Origin of the sequence: Glaciimonas sp. CA11.2, from assembly GCF_034314045.1 — a bacterium.
GTDB lineage: Bacteria > Pseudomonadota > Gammaproteobacteria > Burkholderiales > Burkholderiaceae_D > Glaciimonas.
This window is the reverse complement of sequence record NZ_JAVIWL010000001.1, coordinates 4,425,270-4,438,885: the sequence shown is the minus strand read 5'-3', so window position 1 is coordinate 4,438,885 and position 13,616 is coordinate 4,425,270. Positions and strand designations below refer to the sequence as shown.

Genomic DNA, 13,616 nt, shown 5'->3' with positions numbered 1-13,616 from the left:
GATAATTTATCGGAATTATTGTTGTAATTTTAGTTGCGCTTATTTATACAGTGTCTGCAATTGTTCTAATGATTGCTATGCCGGAATAGGGTCGTGACAGCAAACACACAACTTATTTCCATCGATATCAGAAAAATAAGCGCCGTAATAATCAGGGTGATAATGCGGCCGCAAACCGGGCGGTCCATCACAGCGTCCACCAAGGGATAACGCCTTGGCGTAAGTGCGATCCACAGCCGCACGCGTAGGAGCGAGGAGGGCGATCATCTGCCCGTTTCCAGCGGTCGCGGTATTGCCATCATAGGGTTTGCCGATGACAAAAATGGGACGAGGCGCATCTGGCGCAACCCAACCAGCCCATGATTTGTCGGGCTCGCTGAACTTCAAAATCAGTCCAAGCTCGCGCGTGACCGCTGAATAAAAAACCAGCGCAGCGGGAAAGTCATTCACCCCAACAAAAACATGAGAAATCAAACCGCCTCCTTAATATACCAATCAAGATTTGAACGTGTCTCATACGCCGATCTGGCACCTTTTTAGGCGTTCCAAAGCCTGTTTTAAATTACTTTCAAAAGTAGTTTAAAACGACACCAGAAAAAATTATACCCGCTCAAGCACAATCGCAATCCCTTGTCCGACTCCGATACACATCGTACACAGTGCATATCGTCCGCCAGTACGTTGCAACTGATTTACCGCAGTCATTACCAGACGTGCGCCGGACGCACCCAATGGATGACCGAGTGCTATAGCGCCACCGTTTGGATTCACACGCGGGTCGTCATCCTGCAAGCCCAACTGTCTGAGCACGGCCAACCCTTGTGCTGCAAACGCTTCGTTGAGTTCGATGACATCAAACTGATCCAGGCGCAGACCGGTCAACTCCAATACTTTTAACGTGGCAGGAAATGGTCCAATACCCATTACCCGTGGCGTCACGCCTGCGGTCGCCATACCAACAATACGCGCTTTAGGCACTAATCCGTACTGTGACGCTGCGGTCTCATTAGCCAACAGCAAGGCGCACGCACCGTCGTTCACGCCGGATGCATTCCCCGCTGTTACTGTACCGTCAGCCTTGACGATGGGTTTGAGTTTTGCCAATGCCTCAAGTGACGTAGCACGCGGATGTTCATCCTTGCTAATGACGATGGGTTCGCCTTTTTTTGGCGTGATCGTCACCGGTGCAATCTCACTATCGAAAACGCCTGCTTGTTGCGCGGCGATTGCTTTCATCTGGCTTGAGAGGGCCATTTTGTCCTGGTCAGCGCGACTGATACCGTATTCCGCCGCCACATTTTCAGCCGTCTCTGGCATGGTATCGACGCCGTATTGGGCTTTCATCAGTGCATTGATAAAGCGCCAGCCGATCGTCGTATCCTCAATCTTTGCAGCACGGGAAAATCCGCTTTCAGCCTTGCCCATGACAAACGGCGCACGACTCATACTTTCCACGCCACCGGCAATCATCAATCCCGCTTCACCGCTCTTAATTGCACGCGCTGCAGTGCCGATAGCATCAATACCTGAACCGCACAAACGGTTGATGGTAGCGCCCGGTACATCAACCGGCAAGCCAGCCAGCAATGCCGACATGCGCGCAACATTGCGGTTGTCTTCACCAGCCTGATTGGCGCAACCGTAGATCACATCAGCCACGGCGTGCCAGTCAACTTGCCGATTGCGGGCTATCAAGGCGCGGATAGGAATTGCGCCTAGATCATCAGCGCGGATACCAGACAAAGCACCGCCGTAACGGCCAAAGGGCGTGCGTTGGGCATCGCAAATAAAAGCATGGGACATGACACTCTCCGTTGATTAATGATTATTATTTTGAGCTCTGTGCCACCTTTGGTAAGCACAGCAGATATGCAGATTAGCTTTATTCGATGACTCAGCCAGCCAAGTTAATCAGTGGAACAGCCGTCACCTTTTGCAATGCATCGAACGTCATTCCTTCAACGATTTCGATCACTTTGGCACCATCTGCATCCAGATCGATGACGGCCAGATCGGTGTAGATGCGGCTGACACAAGCGACGCCGGTTAACGGATACGTGCAAGCTGATACCAGTTTGCTTTCGCCTGATTTCGTCATATGTTCCATCATGACGTAAGTTTTCTTTGCACCAATCGCAAGATCCATCGCGCCGCCGACTGCCGGAATGGCGTCCGGTGCGCCGGTATGCCAATTTGCCAGATCACCACCGACAGATACCTGAAACGCACCCAATACACAGACATCCAAATGGCCGCCCCGCATCATCGCAAAACTATCGGCGTGGTGAAAATAACATCCGCCCGCCAACAATGTCACAGGCTGTTTACCCGCATTGATAAGATCGTAGTCCTCTTCACCCTCCGCGGGCGCAGGGCCCATGCCAATCACGCCATTTTCACTATGCAGAATCACTTCCCGATCACTCGGCAAATGATTCGCCACCATGGTCGGCAATCCGATACCAAGATTGACCACAGCGCCATCCGGGATATCCTGCGCAACGCGTCGCGCCATTTGTTCTCTTGTCCACTTGCTCATATTTTTCTCGCTTATTTTGTACTAAGGCTGACTTGTACTCTTATCATTTATGGCGCTTGGTAAGCATATTGATCTGCAACCAGGAAGCGGTTAACGGCATAATCGCCAAGTTGACCGCGTTGCCCAATCGTTCGCATACGTCAGCGTCTTTATCACATGTCCACTATGCAGCTTTAAGACCAGCCGGTCCCGTAGCGGTACGCGGCACTAAAACGATGCGTTGCACGTAGAGGCCAGGCGTGATGACTGCTTCTGGATCAAGACTGCCCAAATCGACAATTTGATGTACCGATGCAATCGTCACCTTGGCTGCGCTTGCCATGATCGGGCCAAAATTACGGGCTGTTTTGCGATACGTCAGATTGCCCCAACGGTCACCAGATTCGGCTTTGATCAACGCAAAATCGGCATGAATCGGGCTTTCCAGCACATACATGCGACCGTCGATTTCCCGGGTTTCTTTGCCCTCCGCCAATTGCGTGCCAAAACCGGTTGGTGTAAAGAACGCGCCGATACCAGCACCGGCAGCACGAATGCGCTCGGCAAGATTACCTTGCGGGACAAGTTCGAGCTCCAACTTCCCGGAGCGATATAGACCGTCGAAGATATGCGAGTCCGCTTGTCGCGGGAAAGAGCAAATGATTTTGCGCACCTGACCAGCCTTGAGCAGGGCGGCCAAACCAGTTTCACCGTTACCGGCATTGTTATTGACGATCACTAAATCTTTTGCGCCGTGCGCAATCAGACCATCGATCAATTCGGCAGGTTGTCCAGCACCGCCAAAGCCACCGATCATGATCGTTGCACCATCATGAATATTTGCCAGCGCTTCTGTCACAGAAGGAATTATTTTGTTAATCATGGTTTTTATACGAACATTAGGTTGAAATATCGTTTAAAGTTCTTATAATGAACAAATATTCGCATTTAGAACTTATGGGATAAGAATAGACAGGGACCGCTGCGTTGTCAATATTTGTTAGCGCATTATTTAATTGTTTTTTGTTAATTAATTCGGCGCCATCCATTTACACTTTCAGCGTTTGGGAAGCGGGTAGAAGTTATCCAATTGTTATTAAGAAATTTGAAAGAGCATAAACATGTCGGATAGTGTGCCATTCCCTCTTCAAGAAGAACCAGAGTTACCGGACTCCCATCATCCGTCGTCTGCCATTCCAAAGCCCGGCGATAGTTATGTGCAGTCATTTGCCCGTGGCCTGTCTGTGTTACGAAGTTTTGGCGCAGATGCGCCTTCTCAAACGCTAACGGAAGTCGCCGAACGCGCTGACCTGACGCGTGCGGGAGCGCGTCGAATTTTGCTGACTTTATTGCATCTCGGTTACGTCGCCGCAGAAGGGCGCTTGTTCCGTTTAACACCTAAAGTATTAGAACTCGGGTTTGCTTATTTATCATCATTACCGGTATGGACGCAGGCCCAACCGGTGATGGAAGACCTCGTAGAAAGCCTGCGACAATCCTGTTCAGCCGCCGTGTTGGATGGCGACGAAATTGTCTATATTTTGCGAGTACCTGCCCACAAAATCATGTCGATTCACCTTGGCGTTGGCAGTCGGTTGCCAGCTTACTGCACGTCGTTGGGGCGGGTCTTATTGGCTGGCTTGCCACCAGCGACATTGCGTGATCGCTTGCACAGAATGATACTGGCCCAGCATACCCCAAACACCATTATCGAACCAAAGCGTCTGGAGGAGACGATCGAGCAGGTTCGCATTCAGGGATGGAGTCTGGTCAGGGAGGAATTGGAGCCCGGCCTGGTGTCAATGGCGGCACCGATTGTTGATCGTAACGGTCGCGTCGTGGCTGCGATTAATATCAGTGGACAGGCAAACAATCCAAGCCCGACCCAGTTATTAGAGAACTGCCTTCCCGCATTGATGGCGGCGGCGGCCAAAATCAATCTGCTAGTGCGTGCACAATCGTAAGAGCGTGGCAGCATTGGATCTTTTTAGATCCCCAATCAACGTTGCTGATCGGGGATTTGGGTGGTTATTTGGGTGGATATTTTAGATACATGAATTCGGCTAACTCTTCAGTATTTCTCGAAAGAACCACCTTCGCGATGCCGAGCCAATGTAATGAATCAGCGCCAGGTTCAGCGCTGTAGCAATACTCAATGCAAAAGCTGCCAAAGCAATAGTGTTCCAGCTAATCCAACTACCGACACAATAGTCTGCAACACCGACCAGACCCACAGTGTCTGCTTGAGTTCCAGGCCAAAAAATTCTTTCACCATCCAGAATCCGGCATCATTAACGTGGCAGAAAAATACCGAACCAGCACCAATAGAAAGCGCGATCAAAGAACCTTCCGTCGCCGACATGCCCATGGCCAGCGGGGCTAAAATACCGGCGGTGGTGGTGGTCGCCACAGTTGCAGAGCCAGTCGCCTGCCGCAGTGCCACGGCAATCAGCCATGCGAGAAGAATATAAGGCAGATGCGCGACCTCAGCCGCTTTGCTGATCGTCGTGCTCATGCCCGCATCCAGCAAGGTTTGTTTAAGTCCACCACCAGCGCCGATGGTCAGCAACAGCACGGCAATCGGCGCAAGACTCTTACGTAACAAGTCACCGACGCGCTCACGCGGCAAGCCGCTTCCCCATCCAAGAAATATCACCGCCGCCAATACGGCCAGTCCAAGCGCGACCAGCGGTTCACCCAAAAACTTCAGCAGCAAAGCCAGTTGGCTTTCCGGTGCCATCGCCACTTTTGCCAGCGTACTTCCAAGCATCAGAATCACAGGTAACAAAATGATCAGCAGTGACAGCGCAAAACTTGGTTGCTTGTTTTGCGTTTCTTTTGCGCTGTACACGGCCCCTACGGTAGCAGGCAGTTCAATCGGCATACGGCGCGATAGCCAGATTCCATACAGCGGCCCAGCCAAAATCACCGCAGGCACAGCAATAATAAACCCCAGCATCATCGTCAGACCGAGATCGGCATGCAGAGCGCTAACGGCAATAAGTGGACCGGGGTGTGGCGGCATGAGTGCATGCAGCGTCGTCATACCGGCTAATGCCGGGATAGCAATTTTCAGCAATGGTTGACCGGAGCGGCGCGCAATTACAAAAATGATCGGCACCATCATCACAAGGCCAACCTCAAAAAATAACGGCAGACCGATAACCATGGCAACCGCCGCCATAACCCAGGGAAGGGCGCGCCCGCTGGCCTTGCTTAACAGCGTCGTAGCGATGCGATCCGCAGCACCCGAAACAGCCATCAAAGCACCAAGCATGGCGCCAAGCCCAATGATAATGCCGGCCTCACCCAAAATGCCACCTGCGCCTTTGCTAAACGCTTTGGCTACCATTTCAGGCGGCAAGCCCGCCCCAAGTCCAGCAATAAAAGTGCCGACAAGGATCGACAAAAAAGGCGGTAATTTGGTCGCGCTGATGAGCAGGATAATGGCACCTATCGCCACAACGCAACAGATGATAAGGCGGGTATCGTGAGCGATCCACACTGCGTGCGACAGATCCAATTGCAACTCCTTCGATGATACTTTGTTAAATGAGGCGCTACGATATCCTATTTTGGGCTTGCCATGCAGGAGTGGCCATTAAAGGGCAACTTCACATTAATGTCACATAAAATGCTGGCCATGTGAGACCTGAACTTTGTTACTGAAAAGTTACCATATGAAACATAGAACACTTGTCCCTCAGGGACGACGACAACTACCGGTATCTTGCCGAGTGGTTTTACAGTGTCGGTTCGAAGCGCCGTGAAGGCTCTTTAACACCATGAAATTGAGACCCGGCCTGAATTTAAATTGAAACAAAAGAAAATGCTCCGTATTTCTGCTGTAAGAAGGCCATTACGATAGTCCATTGATTTTTCTATGCTGTTTTGTTTGCAGATTTACTTCGATCAAAGGCTAGGGTACGCTGTGGTGAATGCTAGGATCATTAATATGTTCTAGCGAAGTTTTCCACCAATTTGCAGATTTAATGACTGGCTCGCTCAACATAAAGACGCGAAGGTTGCTGCGATGGAAAAGACCGCATTTGTATTCGCCGGTGGAGGAAGTCTCGGTGCTATCGAGGCAGGCATGCTGCGCGAACTGATCGCTTCAGGCGTCGCTCCGGATTTGTTGGTAGGTGCTTCGGCGGGTGCGATTAATAGCGTTTTTTTTGCTTTTCAGCCACATATGGCTGGGGCGCTGGCGCTGGAGTTGTTGTGGCGCGGTACGCGTCGAGAGCATATTATGCCGTGGTCGATTCTCTCAATACTTGGCGCATTAGGTATATTCGGCACAAAAGGGTCGCATCTGATCAGTTCTGCAAAACTGCGCGCGTTTTTGCATCTTCAATTCGGTGAAACACGTCTTGAGAATAGCGGTTTGCCGGTCTATGTGGTGACCACCGATATGACGACCGGTAGCGAGGTTGTACTTTCCTCCGGCTCTGTGGTCGATGCGGTATTGGCAAGTACAGCTATCCCGGGCGTATTCCCACCTGTATTGGTGGCGGGACAGTTACTAATTGACGGCGGTGTTGCTAACAATACACCTATTTCTACCGCGATTCGCTTGGGCGCGACCCGCGTGATTGTGTTATCCACCGGCTTTACCTGTGCCGAACGGCGTCCGCCCAGAGGAGCGCTTGAGCACGCCATGCGTGCCCTCAACCTGCTTGTCGCGCGGCAACTGTTGGTCGATTTGGAGCGTTGGTCATCGCACGCAGCCATCGCAGTGGTCGCTCCGCTATGCCCACTAGACGTGTCACCTTATGATTACAGCCAGTCAGGCGCATTGATCGATAGGGCGGCCAATGCAACGCGGCTTTGGCTGGCATCTGGCGGACTGGATAGTCGCGAGATACCGAGTGCGTTGATTCCACATTCTCATCAATAAGAATGTTTGACATCAAGACAACTGCGATATCTCAAAAGATGTCGCAGTTGTGATTACCAAGCAGGTAAGTTATCCCATTCACCCCGCATGAACCATTGATTTCAGTTCGAAATTAATTGGTTTTCTGAGCGGAAGGAACCGCTACTTCAAGCGCGCTATTTCAGGACTTCACTGCTTCTTGTATCGCAACCACGCGCCGCGGCCTTCCTGTATATCTGCCGACTCTAAAGGCAGATAAGTTGGACGCGTCCAGCTGTCTTTGGCGATCTCAAAAGACGCTGGATCTTTACGCGTGTGGTCCGTGTAGTCCGCGATAGTATGTTTGAGCTGGCTTACCGGCAGGTCCTGGCAGTAATTCAGTCGGGTCGGGGACTTCGATGTCATGCGCGACAATGTACTGATTTAACATACGTTTTGTAGCTAGCTTTTTTTGCCGCCTAGGAAATATTTTTCCGTAAGTCTGCAATAGGTAATAGTGCGGTAACAATGGCTTTATATACTGCCCGAGTTATTTCTTTCGGCATTTCACGCAAAGCCCCCTACAAAATGAGATTTCCCAAATTTTCCAACCTGTCTACCGGCTCTCGGGTCATTTTCTCTTTTGTACTTGTGTTGGCGGTGATGGCGTCGATGACGACGATTGCGCTTTGGCGTTTGCAGTCGGCCAACGACATGACTGAATACCTCGTGCACGACAAGCTGGCCAAACAGCAACTGGCGGCTGACTTGCTCGCTGCCGTTCAGCTCAATGGCGAGCGGGCGGTGCTGATTGCCAAAAGTGATAGCCTCGAAGTTGCTGAATACTTTCAAAATCGCACGACCATGGGCGAGAAATTGGTCGCCGATGTTGAGTACAAGCTGCGAGCGGTACCGCATGATGCGCCAGAGCAGGCATTGTTGGCATCGATGGGTAAGCAACGCAAAACGTACCAGCTTGTGCGCGACGAAGTATTTAAATTGAAAGCGGGGGGCAGGACGATGGAGGTAGAGCAATTGGTTGATTCGAAAATGGCATCTACCTTTAAGGCTTATATCGACGCGGTTCATGCACTTGTCGCGCATCAGAAAAAGCAGGCGGAATCGCTGGCCCTGGAATCGGCTCGCCAATTCCAGATCAATCGCGCATTGCTGGCCGGGCTGGGCGCTCTGGCACTTGCCTCGGGTGTATTGCTGGCTTGGCTGCTGACCCGCAGTATTGTGGAGCCGCTCAAGCAAGCGGTTCAGCTCGCGACAAAAGTGGCGCAAGGCGATTTGCGTGCAACCATTGATGTTGATCGCAAGGATGAAATCGGGCAGCTGTTGTCCGCGCTACGCGAGATGAATCAAGTGCTCGCTGGTAAGGTCGCCAAAGTGCGGGCGGGCGCGGAGGCCATTGATGTCGCGTCACGGGAAATCGCCGTCGGCAATCGTGATCTGTCATCCCGTACCGAGCGGCAGGCCAGTGCACTGGAACAAACTGCAGCCTCCATGGAGGAACTGACTTCCACCGTCAAGCAAAACGGCAATCACGCACGGCAGGCCAATCGCCTGGCTGCGTTTGCTTCGGATGTTGCGGTCAAGGGTGGCCAAGTGGTATCGCAAACGGTTGTGACGATGGCGTCGATTAATGAGTCGGCCAGGAAGATTGGCGACATCACCGGCGTTATCGAAGCAATCGCATTCCAAACAAATATCTTGGCGCTGAATGCTGCCGTGGAAGCGGCGCGTGCCGGTGATCATGGTCGCGGATTTGCCGTCGTCGCTGCCGAGGTGCGTATTCTCGCCCAGCGTTCCACCATCGCTGCAAAGGAAATCAAGTCCCTGATCGAGGATTCGGTAGGAAGGGTGGAGGCGGGCAGCAAGCTGGTCAATCAGGCCGGCGCCACCATGGACGAAATCGTGGCCAGCGTTCAGCGCGTGTCCGAGGTGATGGCAGAGATTGATGTCGCCACCCGGGATCAGGAAGTCGGAATCGGACAGATCAACCAAGCCATCGCTGAGATGGACACAGTGACGCAGCGCAATGCAGCATTGGTAGAAAAAGCGGCGGCTGAGGCCGAATCGCTGCAAGACCAGGCGGGCAATCTGGCGCAAGTAGTCAGCGTGTTTAAACTGGACGACGAGCAGAGCAACGAATTTGAGCAGACTGTCCATTCCCAAGCCCGGACGGCATTTGAGCACATCGTATGGGCTAATCGGGCTGGGCGTGGTGTTGCTGGTGCGGATGGCGATCCTTTTCATTGCGCTGCTGGCTGATAAAACCAGCGGCGGTGTTCGGTCTTGAGTGTTGGCGCGCGATCAATACCGACAGGCTTCGATAGCGATCGCTTGTTTAAGGGTTTCCAGGAATTGCAATAATGTTCTATACTCAGTTCGCCCTCGAGAAAAAGAGGAACTGGTTTAGCAGCCTGATTAAAGTTAAGCGCACAAACGGCGTCATGCCGTATTTTTATGTGCTTCTGTCGTCGTACGTCCTCTCTGGGCGGCGGTGGCGGGGAAGCCTTCGGGCTTGCTGGATTTTTGCTTGCTTTACCAGTCTGCTAACCCTGCTATTTGCTGCCCACCCTACTTAGTAGCGGTGCGCGGTTCAACCGCAAAAAAGGAACCAACAATGCTGAGTACCATCCTGCCTATCCCACCTCGTTTTTACCATCATTAAGTCCCGCATTATTTCCATCAAACTGGTAGGTCAATCATGAGCAAGCCGACCAGAACCAGATACACATCGCCAACATCACCAGAATCTCTCCATCAGCCGTTTTCATGGCTGCCTGAACATCACAAAAATGAAGAAGCCGCAGAATTTTATGCATTGACCAAGGATGTCTGCCAAGGCATACAAACCTGCATTGATCTGGCCCATTTCAGCAATATGGACAGAGATACTGATACGACACCCATGCTGAATATTGCTGATACAGAAACCTTGCTGCGGTTTGCATTGACGTCATCCCACATGCTGGCGCGCTTTGCGGAACTGCCGATTGACAAGCTGGGTTGCCGCCCAAGCCACAATGTGAGCCCGGCAGAATAATCCATTCAGGCGCAGTGCGTCGTTCAATAAATGCTTCCGGTTTTTGGCGTTATTTCAACAATAGAACACTTGTCTATCAGGGACGACAACAACTACCGGCATCTGGCCGAGTGGTTTTACAGTGTCGGTTGGAAGCGCCGTGACGGCTCTTTAATGCAAGCATCCTAATTGTTACCGTAACGATACTTACCTAATGATCCGAAGTACAGTAGAAGAGTACACATCTAACTCTAAAAGTGACTTCTACATGATCTGCATTGCACCTCGCCTCCTTGAAGAGAGCAAATATGTCCACTCAACTTGAGAATATCCAAGAATCTTCGCCTTTATTAGAAGAGCGTAAGTTGGAAGCAGACATGAGGATTCGAGAAATTGAGATAGCGCTCAAGCGAGATCAGCTCGCCACTCAGAAGGCACCTGACATGAAGACAAAGTGGTCGCCTAGTGCGACAACTATCTTAGTTGCGGTGGCAGGCATGGTTGCGTCTGCGATCGGTGCACTCTTACAGGTGCAATCAACGCGAGAATTGGAGAGATCAAAGTTCGAAGGCAACCTTATACTAAAAGTCATTGAAACTGGCGATCTCGATCAAGCCGCGAAGAACCTCCGGTTCTTAGTTAAAGCCGGATTTATAACCGATGATAGTGGCAAGATTTCAAAGCTCTTAGACACGCCTGATGCGATACCTTTTCTGCCTTCTCGGGAGGGTCTTCCTGATTTGTCGACGATTAAATTACCGGAAGAGCGCTTTTATAAGCTCGGTGACGCCGCTAAAAAATACTTTGAAAAAGGACACCTTGATGAGGCAAAGAAATATGCCGAGGAACAGAACACGTTACTTCCACAATTTAAGAACAATTGGAACTATGGAAATGCGGTTCAGGATATAAACCTGGTGCTGGGTAGAATTGCAGTCCAACAAGATCGAATTGTTGATGCTAAACGCTACCTTTTGTTGGCCGGACATACGCCAGGCTCTCCTCAACTCGACACTTTTGGTCCCAACGTTAGTCTTGCTTCAGATTTGATAAAAAAAGGTGAGCGTGAGATTGTGCTTGAATACTTCGAACTCTGCCGCAAATTCTGGAAGTTGGAAGACGGGCGTCTCGACAAGTGGAAGAGTGCAGTTCAGGCAGGGCAGACGCCCGATTTCGGAGCGAACTTGGTTTATTGAATGACTCTAAACAGCTTCTAAGCAAAATGTCGATCTCCCAACTCAGCCGAAAATCGATCTTGTCATCACTGACAACGCGTTTTAACATCTTGCTTAGGCTGCCTCCGGTGTTAACTGGACTCTTTATTGTAAGGGTAAATTGGTCTACAAAATGCTACTACTACCGATGAGTAGGGGTAGAAAACTATAGATGAATTTGCCGAGGTCTACGATTCCCTGAACTTTTACATCATGGTGCCGAGCAAGAGTCCGTGCCATTTTAAAAATCCCTGGCAGGCGGATTTAGCGACTTTTTGGCACCAAATATTCGTGCCGTTCGGAGTTAACATGTGACACTCGCCATTCGATGGGCTGATCGTTATAAGAATAAGCAACGCGCCGCAATTCCAGCAACGGAGCGCCCGTAGAAATGCCGAGTATACGGGCCTGTGCTTCGGTGGCGCTGGCTGCACGCAAGCGTTCTTCAGTTCGGATCACGTTCAGACCAAAGCTGGCCTGATACAGGTGGTACAGGGTGTTGGCCCGGTTGCGCACCTGATCTTCGCTCATGCGTACGAAAAGAACTTCGGGCAGGATGATGTCGTCGATGACCACCGGTCGACCATCGAGGCTCAGCAAATTCGTGAATGCAATAACCTTTGACGTACCGGGCAAGCCGAGCATATCGGCGGCGATCTTACTTACTTTTTTTCTGGTGAAGGACAATAGCTCCACTTTCGGAGAAGTCTTGTGGCCGTCATGAGCGACAAAATTAAAAAACCGGAACGATTGTTGCTCGCGATTGTGCAACGCCACGAATGTGCCGCGTCCCTGATGTCGTACCAGAATATTGTCTGCGACAAGATCGTCGATTGCCTTGCGCAGGGTGCCGATTGATACGCGGAAGCGCTCGCACAGGCGTTTTTCGGCAGGGATCACTTCCCCTGGTTTCCATTCGCCAGCACATAAGGCGTGCAGCATCTGCCGCTTGACCTCTTCGTAAAGTGTGGTGCCGAGCGTGGATGAGGGATCGAGTTCGAGCATGGTGGGATGGTCAGTTCTGATGTGTGAATGAACGGCGGACGGTTCCATGGAAGGCAATGCCATTCTGACGAGGCCGTATCTCGTCGCCGAATGATACCATTTTATTTTAAATGATACATGTCATATAGTTGACATTGATGAATAATGGTCCTACATTAGATCTCAATGTTAATGCGGAGCGGGCCAGATGGCGTATGAAGTTGGTGTGATCCTCTCTGGTGCAGTTCTCGCTGCAATGGTGTCGGGAAGCAGTGGCTTTGCGTTTGGATTGATTGCATCGGCGATCTGGCTGCATGTGCTGGCACCGTCCCAGGTGGTGCCACTGGTAGTTATCTGTTCGATGCTGGTCAATGCGGCGTTGGTGTGGCGTCTGCGCGGCATGGTGCGGCTCCGGTTGCTCTGGCCGTTTCTGGCCGGGGCCATGATTGGTGTGCCGATCGGCGTGGCGGCATTGCACCGACTCGATGGCCATGTTGTCCGGCAGGCGGTGGGCGTGGTATTGGTGGCGTACAGCCTATACATGTTTTCCAGGCCTGTCATGCCGGTGATGCGGCTCGGTGCATATAGTGGACAGGTGGCTGACGGTGCGATCGGCATGCTGGGTGGCTTCATGGGTGGCGCAACCAGCCTGAACGGCATTTTTCCGACCTTGTGGTGCGGCTTGCGTGGCTGGAGCAAGGGCGATCAGCGCGGCGTGTTCCAGTCATACGTTCTGATCGTGCATCTCATGACGCTGGCATGGATGGGCTCGGCAGGTGAATTGAATGCCAGCACTGCACGCAACGTTCTATTGTGCCTGCCTGCGCTGATGGTCGGCACCTGGCTGGGACTGCGGCTGTTTCATCATGTGAGCGAAAATGGATTTAGAAAGTTGATATTGCTGCTATTTCTATTGTCCGGGCTGGCGCTGCTGCTTTAGCATCCAACTAGACGAATTGGCGCAGTGATATCTGGGCGGTGATATCTGTTATTGCGCGCACTGTACGACCC

Annotated in this window: 13 protein-coding genes; 6 read left to right on the top strand and 7 right to left on the bottom strand. The window is 51.5% G+C overall.

What is annotated here, in order from left to right; translation table 11 throughout:
- Positions 1–75: 75 nt before the first annotated feature.
- The 4 genes from RGU75_RS19330 to RGU75_RS19315 form a co-directional block, all read right to left on the bottom strand.
- The gene (locus RGU75_RS19330) at positions 76–474 is read right to left on the bottom strand and encodes a VOC family protein (protein ID WP_322238723.1); all 399 of its coding nucleotides are present in this window, start codon (positions 472–474) and stop codon (positions 76–78) included.
- 126 nt (positions 475–600) lie between these two features.
- Positions 601–1,803, bottom strand: coding sequence for a 3-oxoadipyl-CoA thiolase (gene pcaF / locus RGU75_RS19325; protein ID WP_322238721.1), 1,203 nt, complete (start codon positions 1,801–1,803; stop codon positions 601–603).
- A gap of 91 nt (positions 1,804–1,894) precedes the next feature.
- The gene (locus tag RGU75_RS19320; RefSeq protein ID WP_322238719.1) at positions 1,895–2,539 is read right to left on the bottom strand and encodes a 3-oxoacid CoA-transferase subunit B; all 645 of its coding nucleotides are present in this window, start codon (positions 2,537–2,539) and stop codon (positions 1,895–1,897) included.
- Positions 2,540–2,702: 163 nt separating this feature from the next.
- On the bottom strand, positions 2,703–3,401 hold the full coding sequence (locus tag RGU75_RS19315; protein WP_322238717.1) for a 3-oxoacid CoA-transferase subunit A: 699 nt from the start codon (positions 3,399–3,401) through the stop codon (positions 2,703–2,705).
- Positions 3,402–3,639: 238 nt separating this feature from the next.
- On the opposite strand from RGU75_RS19315, the gene RGU75_RS19310 reads away from it, so the two are divergent.
- Positions 3,640–4,482, top strand: a complete 843-nt coding sequence (locus RGU75_RS19310) for an IclR family transcriptional regulator domain-containing protein (protein WP_322238715.1) — start codon at positions 3,640–3,642, stop codon at positions 4,480–4,482.
- A gap of 188 nt (positions 4,483–4,670) precedes the next feature.
- Here RGU75_RS19310 and RGU75_RS19305 read toward each other — a convergent pair whose 3' ends face one another.
- Positions 4,671–6,047 (bottom strand): gluconate:H+ symporter, encoded by a 1,377-nt coding sequence (locus RGU75_RS19305; protein ID WP_322238713.1) that lies wholly within the window; start codon positions 6,045–6,047, stop codon positions 4,671–4,673.
- 504 nt (positions 6,048–6,551) lie between these two features.
- Here RGU75_RS19305 and RGU75_RS19300 point away from each other — a divergent pair.
- Positions 6,552–7,415 carry a patatin-like phospholipase family protein gene (locus RGU75_RS19300; protein WP_322238711.1) on the top strand — a complete coding sequence of 288 codons (864 nt, stop codon included), beginning with the start codon at positions 6,552–6,554 and terminating at the stop codon, positions 7,413–7,415.
- Positions 7,416–7,583: 168 nt separating this feature from the next.
- Here RGU75_RS19300 and RGU75_RS19295 read toward each other — a convergent pair whose 3' ends face one another.
- The gene (locus RGU75_RS19295; protein ID WP_322238709.1) at positions 7,584–7,799 is read right to left on the bottom strand and encodes a hypothetical protein; all 216 of its coding nucleotides are present in this window, start codon (positions 7,797–7,799) and stop codon (positions 7,584–7,586) included.
- Between the two features lie 162 nt (positions 7,800–7,961).
- Here RGU75_RS19295 and RGU75_RS19290 point away from each other — a divergent pair, with 162 nt between their 5' ends.
- The 3 genes from RGU75_RS19290 (at position 7,962) to RGU75_RS19280 (ending at position 11,603) form a co-directional block, all read left to right on the top strand.
- Positions 7,962–9,650 carry a methyl-accepting chemotaxis protein gene (locus tag RGU75_RS19290; protein WP_322238707.1) on the top strand — a complete coding sequence of 563 codons (1,689 nt, stop codon included), beginning with the start codon at positions 7,962–7,964 and terminating at the stop codon, positions 9,648–9,650.
- Positions 9,651–10,089: 439 nt separating this feature from the next.
- Positions 10,090–10,428: a hypothetical protein gene (locus RGU75_RS19285; protein ID WP_322238705.1), complete on the top strand. Its 339-nt coding sequence runs from the start codon at positions 10,090–10,092 to the stop codon at positions 10,426–10,428.
- A gap of 287 nt (positions 10,429–10,715) precedes the next feature.
- On the top strand, positions 10,716–11,603 hold the full coding sequence (locus tag RGU75_RS19280) for a hypothetical protein (protein WP_322238703.1): 888 nt from the start codon (positions 10,716–10,718) through the stop codon (positions 11,601–11,603).
- 282 nt (positions 11,604–11,885) lie between these two features.
- Here RGU75_RS19280 and RGU75_RS19275 read toward each other — a convergent pair whose 3' ends face one another.
- Entirely contained in the window at positions 11,886–12,626 is a 741-nt protein-coding gene (locus RGU75_RS19275) for a GntR family transcriptional regulator (RefSeq protein WP_322240671.1), read from the bottom strand.
- 187 nt (positions 12,627–12,813) lie between these two features.
- Here RGU75_RS19275 and RGU75_RS19270 point away from each other — a divergent pair, with 187 nt between their 5' ends.
- Positions 12,814–13,545: a sulfite exporter TauE/SafE family protein gene (locus RGU75_RS19270; protein ID WP_322238702.1), complete on the top strand. Its 732-nt coding sequence runs from the start codon at positions 12,814–12,816 to the stop codon at positions 13,543–13,545.
- The last annotated feature ends 71 nt before the right edge of the window (positions 13,546–13,616 follow it).

Excerpts from the sequence above, each read along its gene's own strand:
- pcaF (WP_322238721.1), bottom strand. The coding sequence starts at position 1,803 with ATGTCCCATGCTTTTATTTGCGATGCCCAACGCACGCCCTTTGGCCGT.
- RGU75_RS19320 (WP_322238719.1), bottom strand. The coding sequence starts at position 2,539 with ATGAGCAAGTGGACAAGAGAACAAATGGCGCGACGCGTTGCGCAGGAT.
- RGU75_RS19315 (WP_322238717.1), bottom strand. The coding sequence starts at position 3,401 with ATGATTAACAAAATAATTCCTTCTGTGACAGAAGCGCTGGCAAATATT.
- RGU75_RS19310 (WP_322238715.1), top strand. The coding sequence starts at position 3,640 with ATGTCGGATAGTGTGCCATTCCCTCTTCAAGAAGAACCAGAGTTACCG.
- RGU75_RS19300 (WP_322238711.1), top strand. The coding sequence starts at position 6,552 with ATGGAAAAGACCGCATTTGTATTCGCCGGTGGAGGAAGTCTCGGTGCT.
- RGU75_RS19295 (WP_322238709.1), bottom strand. The coding sequence starts at position 7,799 with ATGACATCGAAGTCCCCGACCCGACTGAATTACTGCCAGGACCTGCCG.
- RGU75_RS19290 (WP_322238707.1), top strand. The coding sequence starts at position 7,962 with ATGAGATTTCCCAAATTTTCCAACCTGTCTACCGGCTCTCGGGTCATT.
- RGU75_RS19285 (WP_322238705.1), top strand. The coding sequence starts at position 10,090 with ATGAGCAAGCCGACCAGAACCAGATACACATCGCCAACATCACCAGAA.
- RGU75_RS19280 (WP_322238703.1), top strand. The coding sequence starts at position 10,716 with ATGTCCACTCAACTTGAGAATATCCAAGAATCTTCGCCTTTATTAGAA.
- RGU75_RS19275 (WP_322240671.1), bottom strand. The coding sequence starts at position 12,626 with ATGCTCGAACTCGATCCCTCATCCACGCTCGGCACCACACTTTACGAA.
- RGU75_RS19270 (WP_322238702.1), top strand. The coding sequence starts at position 12,814 with ATGGCGTATGAAGTTGGTGTGATCCTCTCTGGTGCAGTTCTCGCTGCA.